Source organism: Edaphobacter flagellatus (assembly GCF_025264665.1).
GTDB classification, from domain to species: domain Bacteria; phylum Acidobacteriota; class Terriglobia; order Terriglobales; family Acidobacteriaceae; genus Edaphobacter; species Edaphobacter flagellatus.
Map to the genome: position 1 here is coordinate 1,291,936 of NZ_CP073697.1, position 21,002 is coordinate 1,312,937.

At 59.0% G+C, this 21,002-nt stretch carries 18 protein-coding genes; 12 read left to right on the forward strand and 6 right to left on the reverse strand.

Translation table 11 applies throughout. The features are described 5' to 3' along the window. The first annotated feature begins 6 nt into the window (after nucleotides 1-6). The 11 genes from KFE13_RS05375 to KFE13_RS05425 all read left to right on the forward strand — a co-directional run bounded on the left by KFE13_RS05375 (nucleotide 7) and on the right by KFE13_RS05425 (nucleotide 12,400). Nucleotides 7-177, forward strand: coding sequence for a hypothetical protein (locus KFE13_RS05375; RefSeq protein WP_260706139.1), 171 nt, complete (start codon nucleotides 7-9; stop codon nucleotides 175-177). Continuing rightward, nucleotides 177-893: a hypothetical protein gene (locus tag KFE13_RS05380; protein ID WP_260706140.1), complete on the forward strand. Its 717-nt coding sequence runs from the start codon at nucleotides 177-179 to the stop codon at nucleotides 891-893. Before KFE13_RS05375 ends, KFE13_RS05380 begins: the two co-directional genes overlap by 1 nt. After that, a complete protein-coding gene (gene leuC, locus KFE13_RS05385) occupies nucleotides 890-2,323 on the forward strand; it encodes a 3-isopropylmalate dehydratase large subunit (protein WP_260706141.1) in 1,434 nt (477 codons plus the stop codon). Before KFE13_RS05380 ends, leuC begins: the two co-directional genes overlap by 4 nt. After that, nucleotides 2,323-2,958 (forward strand): 3-isopropylmalate dehydratase small subunit, encoded by a 636-nt coding sequence (leuD, locus tag KFE13_RS05390; protein ID WP_260706142.1) that lies wholly within the window; start codon nucleotides 2,323-2,325, stop codon nucleotides 2,956-2,958. Before leuC ends, leuD begins: the two co-directional genes overlap by 1 nt. Before the next feature lie 41 nt (nucleotides 2,959-2,999). Further along, on the forward strand, nucleotides 3,000-4,700 hold the full coding sequence (ilvD, locus tag KFE13_RS05395) for a dihydroxy-acid dehydratase (protein ID WP_260706143.1): 1,701 nt from the start codon (nucleotides 3,000-3,002) through the stop codon (nucleotides 4,698-4,700). A gap of 56 nt (nucleotides 4,701-4,756) precedes the next feature. After that, on the forward strand, nucleotides 4,757-6,550 hold the full coding sequence (gene ilvB, locus KFE13_RS05400; protein ID WP_390891604.1) for a biosynthetic-type acetolactate synthase large subunit: 1,794 nt from the start codon (nucleotides 4,757-4,759) through the stop codon (nucleotides 6,548-6,550). 135 nt (nucleotides 6,551-6,685) lie between these two features. Next, entirely contained in the window at nucleotides 6,686-7,303 is a 618-nt protein-coding gene (locus KFE13_RS05405) for a hypothetical protein (RefSeq protein ID WP_260706144.1), read from the forward strand. A 14-nt stretch (nucleotides 7,304-7,317) separates the two neighbouring features. Beyond that, entirely contained in the window at nucleotides 7,318-7,935 is a 618-nt protein-coding gene (gene ilvN / locus KFE13_RS05410) for an acetolactate synthase small subunit (RefSeq protein ID WP_260706145.1), read from the forward strand. Between the two features lie 135 nt (nucleotides 7,936-8,070). Beyond that, nucleotides 8,071-9,096, forward strand: coding sequence for a ketol-acid reductoisomerase (gene ilvC / locus KFE13_RS05415; protein WP_260706146.1), 1,026 nt, complete (start codon nucleotides 8,071-8,073; stop codon nucleotides 9,094-9,096). A 79-nt stretch (nucleotides 9,097-9,175) separates the two neighbouring features. After that, nucleotides 9,176-10,708, forward strand: coding sequence for a sulfatase family protein (locus KFE13_RS05420; protein WP_260706147.1), 1,533 nt, complete (start codon nucleotides 9,176-9,178; stop codon nucleotides 10,706-10,708). Between the two features lie 195 nt (nucleotides 10,709-10,903). Then, nucleotides 10,904-12,400, forward strand: coding sequence for an ATP-binding protein (locus tag KFE13_RS05425; RefSeq protein ID WP_260706148.1), 1,497 nt, complete (start codon nucleotides 10,904-10,906; stop codon nucleotides 12,398-12,400). Nucleotides 12,401-12,672: 272 nt separating this feature from the next. Here the strand turns inward: KFE13_RS05425 and KFE13_RS05430 are convergent, their stop codons facing one another. Continuing rightward, nucleotides 12,673-14,145, reverse strand: a complete 1,473-nt coding sequence (locus tag KFE13_RS05430) for a pyridoxal phosphate-dependent decarboxylase family protein (protein WP_260706149.1) — start codon at nucleotides 14,143-14,145, stop codon at nucleotides 12,673-12,675. Between the two features lie 62 nt (nucleotides 14,146-14,207). Between KFE13_RS05430 and KFE13_RS05435 the strand changes: the two genes are divergently transcribed. Continuing rightward, nucleotides 14,208-14,573, forward strand: coding sequence for a cupin domain-containing protein (locus KFE13_RS05435; RefSeq protein WP_260706150.1), 366 nt, complete (start codon nucleotides 14,208-14,210; stop codon nucleotides 14,571-14,573). 12 nt (nucleotides 14,574-14,585) lie between these two features. On the opposite strand, the gene KFE13_RS05440 is transcribed toward KFE13_RS05435, so the two are convergent. From KFE13_RS05440 to KFE13_RS05460, 5 genes are all read right to left on the reverse strand, one after another. After that, complete coding sequence (locus tag KFE13_RS05440; RefSeq protein ID WP_260706151.1) at nucleotides 14,586-14,870, reverse strand: DUF427 domain-containing protein; 285 nt, start codon at nucleotides 14,868-14,870, stop codon at nucleotides 14,586-14,588. Nucleotides 14,871-15,051: 181 nt separating this feature from the next. Next, a complete protein-coding gene (locus KFE13_RS05445; protein WP_260706152.1) occupies nucleotides 15,052-15,465 on the reverse strand; it encodes a DUF4760 domain-containing protein in 414 nt (137 codons plus the stop codon). Nucleotides 15,466-15,475: 10 nt separating this feature from the next. After that, complete coding sequence (topA, locus tag KFE13_RS05450) at nucleotides 15,476-18,376, reverse strand: type I DNA topoisomerase (RefSeq protein WP_260706153.1); 2,901 nt, start codon at nucleotides 18,374-18,376, stop codon at nucleotides 15,476-15,478. Between the two features lie 284 nt (nucleotides 18,377-18,660). Continuing rightward, on the reverse strand, nucleotides 18,661-19,851 hold the full coding sequence (dprA, locus tag KFE13_RS05455) for a DNA-processing protein DprA (RefSeq protein ID WP_260706154.1): 1,191 nt from the start codon (nucleotides 19,849-19,851) through the stop codon (nucleotides 18,661-18,663). A gap of 22 nt (nucleotides 19,852-19,873) precedes the next feature. Next, a complete protein-coding gene (locus KFE13_RS05460; RefSeq protein ID WP_260706155.1) occupies nucleotides 19,874-20,998 on the reverse strand; it encodes a mannonate dehydratase in 1,125 nt (374 codons plus the stop codon). Nucleotides 20,999-21,002: the final 4 nt, after the last annotated feature.

Here is a 21,002-nt window from a genome sequence, read left to right on the forward strand (position 1 = left end):
GCATTTATGCAGAGCAAGACAAAGCTCATTCTGATGAACTGCGCTGTTGCCGCAGGTCTCATCTACCGTTGGAAGACGGGAACGCAGATCGTTCCGCTGGCTATTACAGCAGTCATCATGTTCACGCTGGTTAACGTGCTTTTGATATTCGCAACAAAGAGATCGACGAATCGGTGATGCGCCGCACACTCCAACTCGCCGCCGCTGCACTGCTGGTAGCAGGAATGGCCTCGCATGCGCAGATGCATCTGCATGCAAACAAGCCGCAGGTGGAGGACATCTCGTGGATGTGGCCGTATACGCAGCCTGGCCCGGAGAGTCGTGAAAACAGGCTGGTGTTGGACCCGCATTTCATGCCGTTTCTTGAGAGAAACCTCAGAGCACCGCAGACGTTCTGGACCAAAAACGGCAAGCACTCGCCACTGAGTGATGTGGCTGAAGAGTTTCTTATGGTTCCAGGTGAGGTGATCGGCGAGGAGAACCGGTACATCACGGCCGATGGCTGCGTGCCCCACTTCTGCGAGGACCGCGGAATGCTGTGGGTGGACCTCAGGCCGACAAACTCTCTGGTCGTCTTCGCCGCGATTGACTGGATCAGTGAGAACAGATCGACGGAGGACAAGGACGCGGCGTACACGATGTGGGTCTTCTCCAGCCGTGCTCTCAACACCGAACATCTTCCTCCGGCGCTGACGCGCAGCATCGCGCGATGGACCACGCACCCTTCCCGGAAAACCGAGTTGCAAAACATCACTCGAGTCTTCCTGGTCGATCCTGATGGAACGCCGCATCCGGTCGCACCTTTCGATATCGGCGCACACAATACACTTCCCGCTGAAACCACGAAGGAACCGACTCAGAGCTTGAGCACAACACCAAAGGCACAACAATGAGCACAGTAGCAAAGACGTTGTTTGAAAAAGTCTGGGAGCAGCACGTCGTTGCAGAACCTGAAGGCGAGCCGACGATTCTCTACATCGACCTGCACCTCGTCCACGAGGTCACCTCGCCGCAGGCCTTCGACGGGCTGCGCATGGCGGGACGCAAGATTCGCCGTCCTGATCGTCACATCGCTACGGTCGACCATAACGTTCCGACAACGAGCGCCTATGACCGGCTGCATATCGTCGATCAGATCTCGGCCGCGCAGGTGAATGCGCTGCGCAAGAACTGTGCTGAGTTCGGCGTGGAGTTCTTCGATGTGCAGGACTCCTCGCAGGGCATCGTACACATGATTGGGCCGGAGCTGGGAGCAACGAAGCCGGGCATGACGATTGTCTGTGGCGATTCGCACACGTCGACGCATGGAGCCTTTGGCGCGCTGGCCTTTGGCATCGGCACCAGCGAAGTCGAACATGTAATGGCCACGCAGACGCTGCCGCAAGGAAAGCCGAAGACCTTCCGCATCACCGTGGATGGCGAGCTTCCCTTTGGCGTCACGGCGAAGGACATCATCCTCGACATCATCGGACGCATCGGCACGGACGGGGCGACGGGCTATGCCGTCGAGTACGCGGGCTCGGCGATTCGTTCACTCTCGATGGAAGGACGCATGACGATCTGCAACATGAGCATCGAAGCAGGCGCACGCGCGGGCATGATCGCTCCGGATGAGACGACATTCGCGTATCTGAAGGGCCGCCGCTTTGTTCCGCAGGGCGCGGCCTGGGATGAAGCTGTTGCGCACTGGAAGACGCTGCCTACGGATGAAGGCGCTGTCTTCGATCGCGAGCTGCATATCGATGCTGCGACGATTGCTCCCGCGGTAACGTGGGGAACTTCGCCCGGCATGCATGCCACCATCGAAGGCAAGGTGCCTTCGCTTGCAGAGGCAAAGACCGACGCCGACCGCAAGAGTTTCGAGCGCGCCTATGAGTACATGGATTTGAAGCCGGGCACGCCGATGGAAGAGATCAAAATTGACGCCGTTTTTCTTGGCTCGTGCACGAACGGCCGCATCGAAGATCTTCGCGCCGCAGCAAAAGTGGTCAAAGGCCATCACATCGCGACGACGGTGCGCGCAATGGTCGTGCCAGGGTCGCAGGCAGTGAAGCGGCAGGCTGAAGAAGAAGGCCTGGATGAGGTCTTCAAATCGGCAGGGTTTGAGTGGCGTGAGCCGGGATGCTCGATGTGCCTCGGCATGAATCCCGACATTCTCTCACCCGGCGAGCGCTGCGCCTCCACGTCGAACCGCAACTTTGAAGGACGCCAGGGACGCGGTGGACGCACGCATCTGGTTTCGCCGGAGATGGCCGCCGTTGCCGCGATCACCGGCCACTTCACCGACATTCGCAAGTGGAAGCAGAAGGAGGGACAGCGCTAATGGAACCGATCAATATCATCACCTCGAAGGCCGTGCCGCTTCCGCTGCCGAACATCGACACGGACCAGATCATCCCGAAGCAGTTCCTGAAGCGCATCGAGCGGACGGGCTATGGCGAGTTTTTGTTCTTCGACTGGCGGTACGACGTCGATACTCCAGACATCGTCAAGGAGCGGCCGGACTTCGTGCTGAACAAGCCGGAGTACAAAGGTGCCGAAATTCTGATCGCGGAAAAGAACTTCGGCTGCGGTTCCTCGCGGGAACATGCTGCGTGGGCGATCAACCAATACGGCTTCCGCGCGGTGATCGCGCCGACCTTCGCCGATATCTTCTTCTCGAACGCGGGCAAGAACGGCATCGTGCTCGCTCGCCTTAGCGAAGGAGAGGTGCAGACACTTCTCGATCGCTCGACGAAGAACCCCGATCACACGATCACCATCAATCTCGAGCAGCAGACCGTTACCGACGACCAGGGCTTTCACGCGACGTTTGAGATTGATCCATTCCGCAAGTATTGCCTGCTGAATGGACTGGACGATATCGGTCTGACGCTGCGGCATGAGAAGGATCTCGACAGTTTCGAAAGCAAACACGACAAAGATTTCTGGTCCGCACCGAAGACTGCGACCGCTTAAACATGGGCGCAACAGAAACGAAGAGAGGAAGAGAAGAAGCAGTGAGCAACGTACTCGATCCGGCAAAGAAGAACTCCGTTGTGCTTACCGAAGGCCCCAGCCGTGCGGCTGCGCGCAGCTACTTTCGCAGCGTCGGCTTCAGCAAAGACGATTTGCATAAGCCCATCATCGGCATTGCCAACACGTGGACTGAGGTCGGGCCGTGCAACTTCCACCTGCGCCAGGTCGCCGAAGCCGTCAAGCAGGGCGTGCGCGATGCGGGCGGCACGCCGATGGAGTTCAACACCATCACCGTTCATGACGGCATCACGATGGGCACGCAGGGCATGAAGGCTTCGCTGATCTCACGTGAGGTAATCGCCGACTCCATCGAGCTCGTCACGCGCGCCAACTCCTTCGACGGACTGGTCTGCATCGCAGGCTGCGACAAAAACATGCCCGCGGCCATCATGGCGCTGGGACGGCTCGATATTCCGGGGCTGATGCTCTATGGCGGCTCCATTGCTCCGGGCAAGCTGCCACAGCCGGATGGCTCCGTGAAGGAGATCACCATTCTGCAGGTCTTCGAGGCCATCGGCTCGCACGCTGCGGGCAAGATCAACGATGACGAATTGGAAGCCGTCGAAGCAGCAGCATGTCCCGGCCCTGGGGCCTGCGGCGGTCAGTTCACAGCGAACACGATGGCGATGGCCGGCGAGTTCCTCGGCATCTCGCCGATCGAGATCACCGGCGTGCCTGCGATGTCGCCTGAGAAGGCACGCGCCAGCCGCGAAGCAGGGCGGCTTGTGATGGAGCTTGCCCGTAAGGATCTGCGTCCTTCGAAGATCGTCACGCGTAAAGCCATTGAGAATGCCTATGCCGCCGCCTGTGCCAGCGGAGGCAGCACGAACGCGGTGCTGCATCTTCTTGCCATCGCGCGCGAGTTCAACATCCCCTTCACTATCGATGACTTCAATGCCATCAGCGACCGTACGCCGCACATCTGCGATCTTTCGCCGGGCGGCAAGTATGCGGCGAAGGATTATCAGGATGCGGGTGGCTCGCGTGTGCTGGCCAAGCGGCTACTCGATGCTGGCCTGATCGACGGCGGGCAGATCACCGTTACCGGCAAGACGCTCGCAGAAGAAGCAGAGCATGCGAAGGAAACGCCGAACCAGCCGGTGATCTATCCGGTTGACAAGCCTCTGAAGCCAACCGGCGGACTCGTCATCCTCAAGGGCAACCTTGCTCCCGATGGCTGCGTGGTAAAAGTTGCGGGCCACGAACGGGTGCTGCACACCGGCCCGGCGCGTGTCTTCGACTCCGAGGATGCATGCTTCGCCGCAGTGGAGGCGGGCAAGATCAAGCCAAACGACGTTTGCGTTATCCGCTATGAGGGCCCACGCGGAGGCCCGGGGATGCGCGAGATGCTCGCGGTCACTGCCGCCATCAAGGGCATTCCTGAGCTTTCAGAGACCGTCGCGCTGCTAACGGACGGACGCTTCTCCGGAGCTACGCGCGGCCTGATGGTGGGCCACATCGCTCCCGAGGCTTATCTCGGTGGACCGATCGCTGCCGTGCATGAAGGCGATCTGATCACCTTCGACATCAACAAGCGCGAACTGCGTCTTGAGGTCCCCGCTGCGGAGATTGCGAAACGTCTGAAGGACTTCAAGGCTCCCGAGCCGCGATTCAAGCGTGGCGTCTTCGCAAAGTATGCCAACACGGTGAGCAGCGCGAGCGAAGGCGCTGTCACGACATAACTGCGCGCGCAAGTATTGCAGTCGCAAAAAATCAACGGAGCAGTCTGCAAAGGAGAATGATGATGACCGACAAAAATCAGCACCCGACCCTCACCGGAGCCGAGATTCTCTGGGCCACGCTTGTAGGCGAAGGTGTCACCACGGTCTTCGGCTATCCGGGCGGAGCTATCCTTCCTGCGTATGACGCGCTGCGTAAATTCCCGATCCATCACGTGCTCACGCGGCACGAGCAGGGCGCTGCGCACATGGCTGACGGCTACGCGCGCGCCTCGGGCAAGGTCGGCGTCGCGATTGCGACATCGGGACCTGGCGCGACGAATCTCGTCACCGGCATTGCGACGGCCATGCTGGACTCGGTGCCGATCGTCTGCATCACGGGCCAGGTCTCGTCGAAGGTGCTTGGCTCCGATGCCTTCCAGGAGATCGACATCACCGGCATCACGCTGCCGATCACGAAGCATAACTTCGTCGCCACGCGGCCCGAGCAGATCGCACCGATGATTCGCGAGGCCTTTCAGATCGCTGCCTCCGGCCGCCCTGGTCCGGTGCTGGTGGATATCACCAAGGACGCGCAGCAGGGTACGGCTCTCTTCAACTTTGAAGAGGCCGCGCCTGCTCCGTATCGCCCGCACCCGATGCTGCGTACGGAGTCGGCTGAGATGCATCGCGCTATCGAGTTGATGCGCGCCTCGACGCGGCCCGTCATTCTCGCGGGTCACGGCATCATTCTCTCGGAGGCGGAGCGCGAAGTCCTTGCCTTTGCCGAGCGCTACCAGATTCCCGTTGCCACCACGCTGCTGGGTCTGGGAGCCTTCCCTGCCTCGCATCCGCTGGCGCTTGGCATGATGGGCATGCATGGCGAGAGCTGGGTCAACAATGCGATCCAGCAGGCTGACCTGCTGCTGGCCTTTGGCATGCGCTTCGACGACCGCGTGACCGGCAACCTTGCCAGCTACGCGCCGAATGCGAAGAAGATTCATATCGAGATCGATCCCAGCGAGATCAACAAGAACGTTCGCGTCGATGTTGCACTGATTGGTGACCTGAAAGAAGTGCTGAACACGATGGAGCCACTGATCCACGATAAGAGCTATGTCGTCGATGGTAAGTCCGCCCCCGAGAACAATACCAAGGAGTGGCTCCGCGAGATTCGTGCGATGAAGGGCGATGCAGCCGTGCGCGACATTATCAATCTGCCCGACAACGGCCATCTATACGCTGCGCACGTGATCAACGACATCTGGCAGGAGGCCAAGGCCGCCGGGCGTCTCGACAAGACGATTATCGCTACCGACGTGGGCCAGCACCAGATGTGGGAGGCGCAGTACTTCAAGCATGAGGACTCGCGCACGCTCATCACCTCGGGCGGTCTCGGTACGATGGGCTTTGCGCTGCCCGCCGCCATCGGCGCGAAGATTGCGCGTCCCGACTGCGATGTCTGGTGCATCGCCGGTGACGGAGGCTTCCAGATGACGGCGGCGGAACTCTCCACCATTCAGCAGGAGCATCTGCACATCAACGTGGCCGTCATCAATAATGGATTCCTCGGCATGGTGCGCCAGTGGCAGGAGGCCTTCTACGACAAGAACTACGCCTGCTCACCGATTCTCTCGCCGGACTTCGTCAAGCTCGCCGATGCGCATGGAATTCCCGGCGCGCACGTCACGCAGCGCAAGGATGTAACGCCTACGGTTACAAAGGCGCGCGCTGGCTCATCAGCATATCTGATCAACTTCTCCGTCGAGAAGGAGGACGGCGTTTATCCGATGATCGCACCAGGTGCAGCGCTGCATGAGATGGTACGCAGGCCGCAGAAAGATCCGCTGCTTGAAACTGCGGAGGATGAGTAGATGTTCTTCGTCCGTATTGCGACACTATCTCTTCTCTGTGGTACGGTTGGCAGCTTGCCAATCGCCGCACAGCAGCCGGGGCCTTTTCTGAGCCTAGCCCAGCTGCGAGGAGACGCGTCGCGACTTGGAGGCAGGATGGCGGTTGTTCGCTGTCATTTCTCCCAGAACAACGGCGCTCCGATAGTTTATGACGACGGATATAAAACCACTTTTTCCGCCTCCTGGAGTGATCAGGCTCGCAATACACCGCAATATCGCGAGCTGACTAACGCTACGGAAACGGATTGGCTCGTTCTCACAGGCCATCTCGATGGAGGAAAGAACTTCGTTATCTACGACGGACAGTTTGACAACACACCGCATGTAACCATCAAGGTTATCGATGCAAGAAACAATCTCCCCATCTCGGACGAGAAACTGAACGTTGCGCTTCGCGAAGACCAGATCGGCTCCGTCGCAATGCCCACAGATAAGAAGGGTGCCATCGATGTAACTACCGGTACTGCTTCTATCATTCGCATACTCTCGAACATGTACGCCGACTGCCGCCCGCGCGGCGAACTTTACAAAAACTATTCGCTCGCTCAGATTCGCGAGAATGGCATTACCACCGGCAATCTCTGCAGCGATGCCAGACCACAGGCTAAACCCGGAGAGCTTATCCTCTTCGAAATTCCCCGGACCTTCATTCCGTCGTACCCGAAGCCCCCTCTATCGTCGGTGCCACCTGTACCTGTTCCCTCCACACACTAACCCTCTGAGGATTTATGCTCCACACGTTCGTAGCACTGGTAGACGACAAGCCCGGCGTATTGACCCGGGTCGCTTCCCTCTTTCGCCGTCTCAACGTCAACATCGTCTCGCTCACCGTCGGCGAGAGCGAGCGCGAGGGCGTCTCGCGCATGACCATCGTCTGTGATGCACCTGAGCATGCGGCCGACCGCGTTCGCGCTTCACTCTACAAGCTCGAGATCGTGCGCGATGTCGATGAGCTTGGGCGCAGCGAGGCCGTCATCCGCGAGCTTTGCCTGATCAAGGTTGCTGCCGGTCCCACCACGCCGCATGGGCAGCACTCGCGATCGCAGATCTTCGAGCTGGCTAATGTCTTCCGCGCGCGTGTCGTCGATCTTGCGCCCGAGTCCATCATGCTGGAGATGACCGGCGCCGCCTCGAAGATTGAGGGCCTTCTGCAGGTGCTTCGCGAGTCAAACTTTGAAGTGCTTGAGGTTTCGCGCACCGGCCGCATGGCCATGCGTCGCGGCCACCACACCAGTCGTGTACTGAAGGCTCTCGGCACGAAGACTGCCGAAGATATGCCGGTCGCCTATCCGGATCGTCCGATGGTCGACAATCTGCCCAATCAGTTTGCTGAGGATGAAGCCTGATCCTCGTGCATTGCTAAACTTTTATCAACCCGAGACAAAAACGCATCATCAATCCGCAGCGCCACAACTCAAACGAACGGCTCCACGCTGACTCGCTGATTTGCTGACTCGCTGACTTGTGAAGGAAGAAAGAAAATGGCAAAGACATACCACGATCAGGACGCAGACCTTTCGCTTATCCAGGGTAAGAAGGTCGGCATCATCGGCTACGGCTCGCAGGGCCACGCCCATGCGCTCAACCTCAAGGATTCGGGCGTCGAAGTCCGCGTCGGCCTCCGCGCTGATTCACCCAACGCCGACCGCGCGCGCAAGGCTGGCCTTGTCGTCGACACAGTGGCCAACGTCTCCAAGTGGGCCGACGTCATCATGAACCTCACGCCGGACCAGACGGCCGCGAAGGTACACAAGGCTGAGATCGAGCCGAACCTCGCTCCCGGCAAGACGCTGCTCTTCGCGCATGGCTTCAATATCCGCTTCGGCACCATTGTGCCTCCTGCTGGCGTCGATGTCGCGCTGGTTGCACCGAAGGCTCCTGGCCATCGCGTTCGCGAGGTCTTCACGGAAGGCGGTGGCGTTCCCGGATTGGTTGCCGTCGAGCAGGATGCCAGCGGCAACGCGCTCAAGCTGGCGCTGAGCTATGCCAAGGGCATCGGCTGCACACGCGCCGGCGTTCTGGAAACGACCTTCACCGAAGAGACCGAGACAGACCTCTTCGGCGAACAGGCCGTTCTGTGCGGCGGCACCGCGGCTCTCGTCAAGGCAGGCTTCGAGACGCTGACGGAGGCAGGCTATCAGCCGGAGCTCGCGTACTTCGAGGTGCTACACGAGCTGAAGCTGATCGTCGACCTCATGTATCGTGGCGGGCTGGCCTACATGCGTCACTCCATCTCCGACACGGCAGAGTGGGGCGACTATGTTGCCGGACCGCGCATCGTCACTGCCGAGACGAAGAAAGCCATGAAGAAGCTGCTCGAAGAGATCCAGGACGGCTCGTTCGCCAAGAAGTTCATCGAAGAGAACGAAACCGGTCGCCACGAGTTTGCTCGCATCCGCCAGCAGGAAGCTGCGCACGGTATCGAGAAGGTCGGCGCTGAGCTGCGCAAGAACATGCCATTCCTCGATCCCGTCAAGGTCGAAAACGGCGCGGTCGTCAAAGCTTAGCTATTGCTCTCACTCCCCGAAAGGGCTGCTCAAAAAATTTGAGCAGCCCTTTCTTTTTGTTTCGAGATATTATTCTTTCATGTCTTTCATGAACAGACGCCAGTTCCTCGGGACCGCGACTGCAGCTTCGGCTGCAACTCTGCTGGGAGCAAAAAAACCAAGCGCACAGCCAAATATCGTGCTCATTTATGCCGATGACGTAGGCTACGGCGATGTCGGCTGCTATGGCGCAACATCTGTTCATACTCCAAATCTCGATACTCTCGCAGCGCAGGGACTTCGCTTTACTGATGCGCATGCAACCTCGGCCACCTGCACGCCTTCGCGCTATTCGCTGCTGACAGGACAGTACGCCTGGCGCAAGCCCGGAACGGGTGTCTTGCCGGGCGATGCGGCACTAATTATCGACACAGACAAACTCACGCTGCCTGCTCTCTTCAAACGCAGCGGCTACGCTACGGGCGTTGTCGGCAAGTGGCATCTTGGGCTTGGGCAGGGCGACATCGACTGGAATGGAGAGATCAAGCCGGGGCCTCTGGAGATCGGCTTCGACTACTCCTTCATCATTCCAGCTACGCCGGACCGCGTACCGTGCGTCTTCGTCGAAGACCATCGCGTCGTCAACGCCGATCCATCCGATCCAATTCACATCAGCTACAAGGCTCCATTCCCGGGCGAGCTGACGGGCAAAGAGCATCCCGAACTGTTGAAGATGAAGCCCAGCCACGGCCACGACATGGCCATCGTCGATGGCGTCAGCCGTATCGGTTACATGGAGGGCGGCAAGTCAGCGTTGTGGGTGGATGAAGATATTGCCGATACGCTTTCGTCGAAGGCAGTCCGGTTTATCGAGAAGCACAAAGACGAACCCTTCTTCCTTTACTATCCGGTCCACGACATTCATGTTCCGCGCATGCCGAATCCGCGCTTTGTTGGTAAGACCAGTATGGGGCCGCGCGGCGATGCGATCGCTGAGCTTGACTGGTGTGTGGGTCAGGTTCTGGCAACGCTTAAGAAAAATGGGCTTGAGGAAAACACGATTGTGATCTTCTCGAGCGATAACGGCCCTGTCGTTGACGACGGCTATCAGGACGAAGCAGTTGCGCGTCTGGGTTCGCATCGGCCTGCGGGCATCTATCGCGGAGGCAAGTACAGCAACTTCGATGGCGGCACGCGTGTGCCTTTCATCATTCGATGGCCTGACCACATCAAGCCGAAGACGACAACGAACGCGCTGGTCGATCAGATCGATCTGATTGCATCCTTCGCATCGCTGACGGGTCAGAAGCTGGCAACGAACGATGCTCCCGACAGCATGGATATTCTTCCTGCGCTGCTTGGTCGCTCGCATACGGCGCGCCAATCTCTCGTTGAAGAGGCTGGAGTGCTATCGCTGGTCGAAGGCGACTGGAAATTGATACGGCCCAGCAATAAGCCTGCCTACGACCAATATACAAATACCGAACTTGGAAACGCTCCGCAGCCGCAGTTGTACAATCGCATCAGCGATCCGTCAGAGAAGCATGATGTTGCAGCCGAACATCCTGAAGTGGTGAAGCGTATGCTTGCGGCGTTGAATCAGGTTGAAGCGGCAGGCCGCAGCAGAAACTAATCCACAGTTCTTCTTTCCATCTCAGGCCCGATTCGGCGCATCTAATCTCTATTCCTGACTTTTTGTCTTCGTCACAAACGCGGGGCTTTCCCGCGTTGTATTGCTCTCTTCTCTCAGGCAAACCTGTCACAATAGAGACTAGTTGCCTGGTCGTTTCTATGAGCCTGCCCGCGACGGCAGAAGGAGATTCGCACAATGGCCGCCTCCAGCAGTTTTGAAGCTGTGCTTCCCCAACAGCAGTTTGTACCTACAGCCTTTGCTTCCACTCCCGAGCAGCCGACGCCCGTCGAGCAGATCGTCGCCGCCTTGCGCACGATCCCTGCGATCGATGGACTGACCGATGAAGAGTACACATGGCTTGCGACACATGGCGTGGAGCGTAAGGGTGAAGACGGAGCCATCGTTTTTACCGAAGGCACACCTGCGGACAGCATGATCTTTCTGCTACAGGGAGATGTCCAGGTACGACGCCGCAACGGCGGACCGCTGACCATGTGGATTGGGCGCGCCGGCCTGATGACAGGCAAACTTCCCTTCTCGCGCATGAAGACCTACGGCGGCGAGGGCTATCTCGTAGGGCCGGGCTGGTCGCTCGGTATTCACGAGGACAAGTTTCCGGAGATGCTGGCTGCGATTCCGTCGATGGCACAACGTTGTGTCTCAGCGCTGCTGGATCGCGTGCGCGAAGTAACGCGCATCGAACAACAGGCCGAGAAGCTTAACGCTTTGGGCAAGCTCGCCGGCAATCTTGCGCATGAGTTGAACAATCCCGCATCGGCGGCGCAGCGCTCGGCTTCGAGCCTCTTTTCGGAGCTGCGGCAGTATGGCGACCAGAAGTACCGTATGGGAAATCTTTGTTTACCCGAATCGATCACATCGCGGTATCGCACCTGGGTGATCAACGTTCGCGCGGTCATGGCCGAGCGTGACATGAAGGGCGGCACGAAGGACATCCTTGCGGACAGCGATCGCGAGATGGATCTGGTTCGCTGGCTGGAGAGTCACAGCATTCCCAATCCGTGGGCGATTGCTCCCGCGCTTGCTGAGACGGGATTGCCGATCGAACATCTCGATGAGCTGGCCAACATTATGACGGCAGAGGCTCTGCCGGTTGCTGTGGCGACAGTTGCCAGCTCGTTACGTGCCGAGCGCATGGCGGAGACGGTCGTCAACTCGACGATGCGCATCTTCGACCTGATTCGCGCGATCAAAGACTACTCGTACATGGACCAGGCTCCGATTCAGGAGGTCGATCTGGCGCAGTCGCTGACGAATACGCTGGCGATGTTCAAGTCGCGGATGTACGACGTGAAGGTTGAGACGGACTTCGATCCGCTGTTGCCTCCGGTTGCAGCCTATGGACGCGAGCTGAACCAGGTGTGGACGGCTTTGATCGAGAACGCTCTGGATGCGATTCACGACAAAGGGACGCTGCAGCTGAAGACGCATCTGCAGGGTCAGATGGCCATCGTCGAGATATGGGACAACGGCGTGGGTATCGATCCTGAACTGCAGAGCCGCATCTTCGAGCCCTTCTACACGACCAAGGCTCCCGGACTTGGGCTGGGGCTGGGGCTGGATACGGCGCAGCGGATCGTGCAGCGCCATTCGGGCTATATCCACGTCGAATCGAAGCCGGGCGCAACCTGCTTCCAGGTTCGCCTGCCTCTGGAACAGGCGGGAGCATACTAGCCCGCACCCCCGGTAGGCTTGTTTACAACCCATTTCTATTCAATGACTTATGCGTTTTCAACAAGCCAAAATATTGAATAGAAATGGGTTATCCGTAAAAATATTGATTCTAAAGGAGAAAGCCCCAACCGTTCCGGCTGGGGCTTTCTTCTTTCTTCCATCTATTCCAGTCGACCGAAACGACCATAACTGATCGGCAGTTTTATGGAGCTTTATTTCTTTTGGAATGAGTAGTTTGCCATTTCAGGGGGGCTTGACAGATTTTGACTGCCTCAGGCTCCCAGGCGCAGGACCTCGGCACCAATCGTCTCTACTGCTTTGACGAGCAGCTCGAGATCTTCCAGCCGGGTGCGGTGGTTTGTGTTCGCGACGCGGATGGCGAACCGGCCACCTACGACCGTGCTGGATGGAACGGCGAGGCCGCTCTCCTGCAGCCGCATCAGAATCTCCTTGTTCTGTGCATCGGTCGCATCGCGGTAGACGAAACAGACGATATTGAGCGGAGCTTCGGCAGCCATCTCCAGAACCGGAGATGCTTCGATGAGGCGCACCAGATAGCGCGTCTGCTCGACGTTCTGCTCGATCAGCGCCGTGATGGCATCGACGCCATAGGTCTTCAGGCTCATCCAGGCTTTGAGAGCGCGGAAGCCGCGGGAGAGCTCGATATTGCGATCGGCGAAGTAGAAGCCGCCTGCGGCTGGCCCACGATCCATCGTCGTGAGATAGCTGGCTGTCGAAGCGAAGGCGGCTTTGTGCAGCTCGGCATCGCGCACCAGCACGCAGCCGATGTCGTACGGCATGTAGCCCCATTTGTGGAGATCGAAGGCGATGGAATCGGCGCGCTCGATACCACGCACACGAGGCTGTAACTTTGTTGACCAGTATGCCGGAGCGCCGATGGCTCCATCGACGTGAAACCAGATGTCCTGCTCGGCGCAGAGATCGGCAATAGCCGACAGATCGTCGATGGCTCCTGTATTGACGGTGCCTGCGCTGGCGACGACGCAGAGAGGTTTGATTCCCTGAGCCTGGTCTGCTGCGATTGCAGCCTTCAGCTCATCGATCCGTATGCGATATCCGGCATCGACACCCACAGCGTGCAGGCAGGCGCGGCCCATCCCCATCAGCTCCACGGACTTCTTCAGCCAGCTATGCGTTTCGGAGGAACAGTAAACGCGCACGGGGCTGCCTCCGCGCATGCCTTCGGCGCGTACGTCGAATCCTGCCTTGGCATATCGACCCACGTTGAGACCGACGAGATTGGCCATGGTGCCACCGCTCATCAGCAAACCGCTGGTGGTCGCGGGCATGTCCATGAGCTCGGCCATCCAGCGGACGACCTGTTTTTCGACCAGCGTGGCGGTGTCGTCCATGCCCCCGACATTCGGATTCATCGCGGCGGCGAGCATCTCGGCCATTATGCCAACGGCAGTGCCCCCGCCCTTGACCCATCCCCAGTAACGCGGATGCGTGTTGCCGGTGGCATAGGGCAGCACGTTGGTAAGGAAGCTCTGGTAGACGTGCTCGGCGGCCTGGGGCGTGCGCGGTACGGCTTCGCCGGCAATGAGGCGGCGAACCGTATCTGGCGGGCTCTGCCATACGGGCTGCTCGCGGCGACCTTCGAGATGGTCAAAAACGCCATCGACCATGACATGAGCAAGCTCGCGCATGCGCTCCCATTCGGCCGGCGTGCCGGGATCCAGTGTCAGCTCGTCCTGGGCAATTTCAATTTCCTGTTCCGTCATCCTTTTCTCCCGGTTATTATTTTCCCACTTCGCATACGACATGAAGAAAAGGGGATTCGACGATGCGCCGATGGTGTGCAGCACTAGGGATTGGTTTGCCTGTCGCAGCGCTGGGAGTTGTGATCGCCCAGCAGAACCTTAGCCAACGATTCCCGCAGTTTGAAAACGAGGATGTAAAAGTATGGCGATCGGTGATCGCTACCGGCACGCCGCTGCCCTTGCATCACCACGATCATGGCCGGGTGATTATTCCGCTGAAGGGAGGGAAGATCGATGTGGTGGAACAGGACGGCTCCACGGAGCACCACGTGTGGGAGGCAGGCAAGGCCTACTGGCTACCGAAGAATGCACCCAACACGATGCATAAGGACGTCAACGTGGGCGGCAGCCAGGTGGTGGTGATGGTGGTCGAGCTGAAGAAAGACTAAAAACGCCAACAGCTACTTGGTGACTTCGACGCCGCGCCAGAAGGCGATGTGGTGCTTGACGTTACGCGCCGCAGGCTTGGGGTCGGGATAGTACCAGGCGGCATCCTGGTTCTCCTGTCCATCGACGACGATGGTGTAGTAGCGGGCCTGGCCCTTCCAGGGGCAGCTTGAGGTGGTGGAGCTGGGACGGAGGAACTCCCGCTTTACGGTCTCGTCGGGAAAGTAAATGTTGCCTTCAACGGTCTCGTACGTTTCGCTTTCGGCCAGGGTCTGACCATTCCAAACTGCTTTCGCCATAAATAAAACCCAATCTTTTCAGTAAATTACAGCAAGTAACACCAGACCCCAAACCAGATCCAAGACACGCAGGGGCGAGCTTCTGCCCGCAAACACTCCTTTCTAGTTGTAACAGAATTGCAGCAAAATAGAAAACCGCCGCCCTGAAGGCAGCGGTCTTCGATGCTGGACAGTTTTGCGCTTAGGCCAGTCCCAGAGACTTCAGGAAGCCGTCGTGCAGCTTTTGAGCAGTGGGGTACTTGGCGATCAGCGCAGCCGTATTGCGCATAAAAGGGTTGCCGGACTGCTTTTCTGTCTCCACGTGGAAGTGGTGGAACTTGGCATAGATGAGGATGCCTTCGCCATTGGTATCGAGGAAGAGGTCGGCATCGAGCGCGCCACGAAGGACGAGCGCGTGGGCCATCTCCCAATAGCTGGTGACCTGACGCCAGGCCGGGTTGTGCGGCGAGTCGAGATCGCGCGAGACGGCGCGCAGCTCTTCAAGCGTTTTGGGTTGAAAGTCGAAGATCATAAAGCGGCGGGCTTTCCGCATCTCTGCTTCGCGCCGCATCTCATAAAGTTTCAGGATCAGTTCACCATCTGCTGCTGTTGCCACTCGCTCTCCTTCAGGCTACGCTCTCGACCACGGGCCGAGTCTTTTCAGGGTCCGGGCGGGTGAGCGGCTCGGTTGTTTTGGGAGCCGGCCCCGCCACCTTCTTCTTATACGTGCATGGAGGAGTCGTCGGCGCGGCCTCCACTTCGCCCTTCTTCTTCCGCTTCTTCGGCAGGTCCTCGTGGTTGTTAGGGCAGACCCAGAAAGTGCCCTTGTCGTTGACCACTTCAAGCAGATATGCGCTCTCGCACTTGGGGCAGGTCTCGTCGATCAGTTTCTGATTCGAAGCGAAGTCACACTTCGGATAGTTGACGCAGCCGTAGAACGTGTCTCCGCGCTTGGTTTTGCGGACGGCGATATCGCCACCATCCTTCGGGCACTTGGCCTCGAGCAGCTCCTGCTTGATGTACTTGCACTTGGGATAGCCGCTGCAGCTGATGAACTCGCCGTACTGGCCGTTGCGCAGCAAGAGCGGCTTGCCGCACTTGGGGCATGCTTCCTCAAGCTGCACCGGCGGCTTCTGCTGCACCTTCTGGTTGAGCTTGCGGATGGTCTTGCACGGCGGGTCTTCGTTGTAGCCGGGACAGGCCATGAACGGACCCCATGGCCCGTTACGCAGCACCATCGTGCGACCGCAGTTGTCGCAGGCTTCTTCTTCAGGAGCATCATCGGCTCCGGGAGCGCTCAGGTCAGGCTTGGCGGCGAAGTTCTCCTTGGTGAAGTCGCAGCTGAAGGTTTCGACGGTGACCTTCTTGCCCTTCTGCTGCGCCTCTTCGATCGCGGCCGTGAGAGCCTTGGCGTCGGCGGCCTCGGCGGTGAAGTCGGTTACGTCGCCGGTCAGCGCCTTCACGGTCATGGGGAAGGTGAACGCAGAGGTGATCTTCTTCAGGATGGCCTTCTGATCCTTCTTCCAGCGTCCGCCAGCGACGGTCATCGGCTTGGTCTTGGAGAAGTTCGAACAGGAATAGAAGCTGCCGAACTTGCCCCATTTCAGAATCAGCGGGCTTCCGCACTTGTCGCAGACTTCCTTCGTCGGCTCTTCCATCCGCTTGATGTCTTCCATGTGCTTCTCGGCGACCTTGAGCTCTTTCTCAAAATGGTCGTAGAAGCCGTTCAGCAGATCAGTCCAGCGCTCCTGTCCATCTTCCACGGCGTCGAGCTCGCCTTCGAGCGTGGCCGTGTACTGCGTGTCGAAGATGTAGGGGAAGTTTTTCACCAGCAGCTTCGTGACGACGATGCCAATCTCCGTCGGCACAAAGCGGCCCGCAATCTTCTTGACGTAGTCGCGGTCCTGGATGGTGTTGATGATCGACGCGTAGGTCGAAGGACGTCCAATTCCCTTCTCTTCGAGCGTTTTCACCAGGCTGGCCTCGTTGTAACGTGGAGGCGGCTGGGTGAACTTCTGCTGCGTATCGAGCTTTTCGAGCTTGAGGGCTTCGCCTGCTGCGAGCTCAGGCAGCCTGCTCTCGCCTTCGGCATCGTCGTCGTTCTCGGCATCGACACCAGTCTGCGGAGCGAGCTTCGCTTCTTCGCGCGCTGCCTTTTCTTTCGCAGCAGCACGGGCGCGCTTCTCTTCCTCTTCGAATTTCAGGTGGCCTTCAAACTTGAGCACGCTGCCGCTCACGCGGAAGTCATAGGTCAGTTTCGCCTTCGCCTCGATGTCGACCGTCGTCTGATCGAAGATCGCAGGCGTCATCTGACTGGAGACGAAGCGCTGCCAGATCAGCTTGTACAGCCGGTACTGCTCGTCCGAAAGATACTTGCGGATCGAGTCGGGTGTGAACTTGACCGACGTGGGACGAATCGCTTCGTGCGCGTCCTGAGCCTGCACCTGCTTCTTGCCGGCATATTCATTCGGCTTTGCCGGAAGATAGGCGCTGCCGAGCTTGCCGATGTACTCGCGCGCCTCGGCAATCGCATCGGGGCTGACGCGGGTGGAGTCGGTACGCATGTAGGTGATGAGTCCGACCGTGCCTTCGGCACCGATCTCGACACCTTCATATAGACGCTGAGCCACGCCCATCGTACGGCGCACGTTGAAGCCGAGACGGCCCGCAGCGTCCTGCTGCAGCTTGCTGGTTGTATAAGGAGCCTTCGGATTATTGCGGCGCTCTTTCTTCTCAACCGAGCGTACACGCCATGTTGCTTTGTTCAGCTCGCTGACGACTTCTTCGACGGCTTCACCATCGGGTAAAGCGTTGGCGATGAACTGCTCTTTGCCGTCCTCGCCTGTTCCATTGGCTACACGCGATGGAACGCCGTTGACACCGACAAAGCGCGCGGTGAATCCCTGTTTGCCTCCGCCGGGCAGAAGATCGGCATCAATGGTCCAGTACTCAACCGGCTTGAAGTCGTTGATCTCCTGCTCGCGCTCGACGATCAGGCGCAGTGCAACGGTCTGGACGCGACCGGCACTGAGTCCGCGGCGCACCTTGTCCCACAACAACGGCGATATCTGGTAGCCCACCAGACGGTCGAGCACACGGCGTGTCTGCTGCGCATCGACCAGATTCTCATCGACGTCGCGAGCATGCAGGAAGGCCGCATTCACCGCCTTCTTCGTAATCTCATTAAAAGTGACGCGGCGCACCTTCGATTTGTCCTTAACGACAGGAAGGAGCTGCATGGAGAGATGCGCGGCGATAGCCTCGCCTTCGCGGTCCGGGTCAGGCGCCAGATAAACAGCATCGGCCTTCGCCGCCAGCTTCTTCAGGCGGTCGACGACCTTCTCCTTACCAGGAGAGACGATCAGCGTCGGCTGAAACGTGCGAGGCTTCAGCTCTACGCCGATGTCGTTTTTGGGCAGGTCCATGATGTGGCCGATTGAGGCCTCCACCGTGTAGTCGCTGCCGAGATATTTTCCGATCGTCTTCGCCTTCGCGGGCGACTCCACGATCACAAGTGACTTAGCCATCGGGTCCCTTCACTTCCAACAAAGAACGATTCGCGCAGACGAAACGTTCCATTCTTTCTCATGTTCTGACGATTCCCTTGCGAACCTAACACGGTTTCGTCGGGTACGTCATCTCTTCACGTTGTGCAACTGACGAACCGAGTGCGAAAACGTTACCACTATTAATTAGTTAACACGCCACATCGTACGACCTCTGTCCTTATGCCAAGTCAAAGGACAGACGGCACTTAGACTTCTCGAGCGAGTATTTTTCCACCGGCTGCCATCCATACCGCCGATACGTCTCAAAGTGTCCGGACGTAATTTTTTCCGGGAAGCTGCTTCACCCGTCCTGCCAGCTCCAGTTCAAACAGCGCCGTGAAGATCTCCGCCGATCCAAGCTCTCCTTCCAGCCCCTCGATCAACTCATCCAGTTGCGTCGCTTCGTCCGGTCGTAGCCGTTCCAAAACGACCCGTTCCTGCCCGGAGAGCTCGATTGCGTTAAATAAGGATGCAGCATTTTGTGAATTCGATTCATCGGCGCCCGTAACTCCCAGCTCCTCTTCCAGTTGCAGACGCGCGGAGGTGGGCAGGTCCTCCCAGACGTCCTCCCAGGTGGCCGTGAGCCTGGCTCCTTGCTTGATGAGTGTGTTCGGCCCCCAGGCATTCTTGTTCGTCACGTTGCCGGGAAGCGCGTAGACGTCGCGGTTCTGCTCCATCGCCAGCCGTGCGGTGATGCGTGTGCCGCTGTGTTCCGCTGCTTCGATGACGAGCACGCCGATGCTGAGGCCGCTGAGGATGCGATTGCGCACGGGAAAGTTCTGCGGCGCGGGAAAGGTGCCCAGTGGGTACTCGCTGACGATGGCGCCACCGCTTTCGACGATCTGCTCGGCCAGCCGTTTGTTCTCCTTCGGGTAGATGACGTCGATCCCTGTGCCCCAGACGGCGACAGTATTTCCCTTCGCTGCCAGTGCTCCCTTGTGTGCGGCGGTATCGACGCCGCGGGCCATGCCACTGAAGATCGTCAGCCTGCGCGCCGCCAGATCGCGCGACAGCATCTCGGCCATGCCCGCACCGTAGGTTGACGGATGCCGCGTGCCCACGACGGCGATGCCGGGACGCGAGAGCGATGCCACGTTGCCGCGAATCCACAATACGGCAGGCGGATCGTAGATCTCTTTCAGACGCTCGGGGTATGCGTCGTCGTTCGGCGTCAGGATGCTGCCGCCGGCCTCGGCGACACGTTGCCACTCGCTCTCGGCAGCCGCGCGCGCCTTGCGGTCGAAGATGAACTGCGCGGAGTGGGCAGGCATTCCCAGACCTTCAAGGTCGGTCAGCGAGGCCTCGAACAGACGCTCCGGCTCGGCGAGGCGCTGCATCACTTTCCACGCCCGAGTCGCTCCAATGCCTGGGGTCAGGATCAACCCCAGCCACGCTAACTTTGCCGTCTCACTTTGCCCCACCGTAGCCGTACTGCTCTGCTGGCCCAACTCCATCCAAACTCCTCCGCCATCTTCTCTAAGTCTGCGACCGCGCCACCTGGATCAACCCGCGAATATATCCATAACAGAAGGCGAACGATTGCAGTCCCTCTGGATCATTGGGTGCCTGCGGGACGTGGTCTGGCATCAGCATATAAGGATAGCCAACCTCCTTATAGACCTGAACCGCCTTCCACATATCGACATCGCCCTCATCCGGATAGACCTCGACAAAGTCATCCCGATGCCCGCGGATGTTGCGGAAGTGCACGTTGAAAATCTTCTTCCGCGTACCGAAGTACCGGATCACGTCATAAATCTCCTTGCCGGGATCGGCGAGCATCTCCGAGACGGTTCCCTGGCAGAAGTTCAGCCCGTGGTATTCGCTTTCGCGGATGGAGATGAATCGTTTCAGCCCGTCCACCGTGCCGAGCACGCGATCGACGCCCTGATAGCCCTCCGGCGGAACGCCTGGATCGTGCGGATGGCAGGCCATGCGAATCTTGTACTCGTTCGCAACGGGAATGACACGGTCGAGGAAGTAGGTGATTCTCTCCCAAAAAGCGTCTGCGTCGACGTGACCGGCCTTCGTCAGTGGAGTCTTCGGATGCGCGTCCTTCAGCTTCCACTGGCTGTAGGTCGCGTCCCCGCGGCCTGGTACGCGGCCCGTTCGCAGCACACCGAGGATGCTCATGTTGTATTTGATCGAAGGCAGACCAACGCGCGCGCAGTTGCGGATCAGCGTCTGGAACTGCTCGATGTCGCGGTCGCGCTCGGGACTCTGCGCCAGCATGATGGCGGGATGCTTTTCGTTGTCGATGTAGGTCGACTCCAGCGCCGGTGGTCCTACGCACATCACGGTCACGCCGTTCTTCTCGGCCAGCTCGCGCATCCGGCTCAACTCATCGACAGTCGAGTAGATACGTCCCTCGGCGGTCTCCGGATAGCCGCAGATATGCTTTACGCCATACCGCACCAGATACTTCAGGTGTGCGTCCGTTGTCGGGTGGGACTGACAGCCCAGCTTCAGCAGCACGCGCTTCGATGCGGCTTCGCCTTGCGAAGAAGTTTGTGCGAAGGCACTCTGCGAGGCCGTCTCGCCTGCACCGAGAGCAAACGCTGCCGCTGCGGTCGTACCAGAAAGAAATCGTCTGCGATCCATAGCC

What these genes read in the sequence shown, in the direction of transcription:
- KFE13_RS05430 (WP_260706149.1), bottom strand. Translation starts at nt 14,145, where the DNA reads ATGACGGAACAGGAAATTGAAATTGCCCAGGACGAGCTGACACTGGAT.
- KFE13_RS05435 (WP_260706150.1), top strand. Translation starts at nt 14,208, where the DNA reads ATGCGCCGATGGTGTGCAGCACTAGGGATTGGTTTGCCTGTCGCAGCG.
- dprA (WP_260706154.1), bottom strand. Translation starts at nt 19,851, where the DNA reads ATGGAGTTGGGCCAGCAGAGCAGTACGGCTACGGTGGGGCAAAGTGAG.
- KFE13_RS05380 (WP_260706140.1), top strand. Translation starts at nt 177, where the DNA reads ATGCGCCGCACACTCCAACTCGCCGCCGCTGCACTGCTGGTAGCAGGA.
- ilvB (WP_390891604.1), top strand. Translation starts at nt 4,757, where the DNA reads ATGATGATGACCGACAAAAATCAGCACCCGACCCTCACCGGAGCCGAG.
- KFE13_RS05425 (WP_260706148.1), top strand. Translation starts at nt 10,904, where the DNA reads ATGGCCGCCTCCAGCAGTTTTGAAGCTGTGCTTCCCCAACAGCAGTTT.
- leuD (WP_260706142.1), top strand. Translation starts at nt 2,323, where the DNA reads ATGGAACCGATCAATATCATCACCTCGAAGGCCGTGCCGCTTCCGCTG.
- ilvN (WP_260706145.1), top strand. Translation starts at nt 7,318, where the DNA reads ATGCTCCACACGTTCGTAGCACTGGTAGACGACAAGCCCGGCGTATTG.
- leuC (WP_260706141.1), top strand. Translation starts at nt 890, where the DNA reads ATGAGCACAGTAGCAAAGACGTTGTTTGAAAAAGTCTGGGAGCAGCAC.
- KFE13_RS05375 (WP_260706139.1), top strand. Translation starts at nt 7, where the DNA reads ATGCAGAGCAAGACAAAGCTCATTCTGATGAACTGCGCTGTTGCCGCA.
- KFE13_RS05420 (WP_260706147.1), top strand. Translation starts at nt 9,176, where the DNA reads ATGTCTTTCATGAACAGACGCCAGTTCCTCGGGACCGCGACTGCAGCT.
- KFE13_RS05460 (WP_260706155.1), bottom strand. Translation starts at nt 20,998, where the DNA reads ATGGATCGCAGACGATTTCTTTCTGGTACGACCGCAGCGGCAGCGTTT.
- ilvC (WP_260706146.1), top strand. Translation starts at nt 8,071, where the DNA reads ATGGCAAAGACATACCACGATCAGGACGCAGACCTTTCGCTTATCCAG.
- KFE13_RS05440 (WP_260706151.1), bottom strand. Translation starts at nt 14,870, where the DNA reads ATGGCGAAAGCAGTTTGGAATGGTCAGACCCTGGCCGAAAGCGAAACG.
- topA (WP_260706153.1), bottom strand. Translation starts at nt 18,376, where the DNA reads ATGGCTAAGTCACTTGTGATCGTGGAGTCGCCCGCGAAGGCGAAGACG.
- KFE13_RS05405 (WP_260706144.1), top strand. Translation starts at nt 6,686, where the DNA reads ATGGCGGTTGTTCGCTGTCATTTCTCCCAGAACAACGGCGCTCCGATA.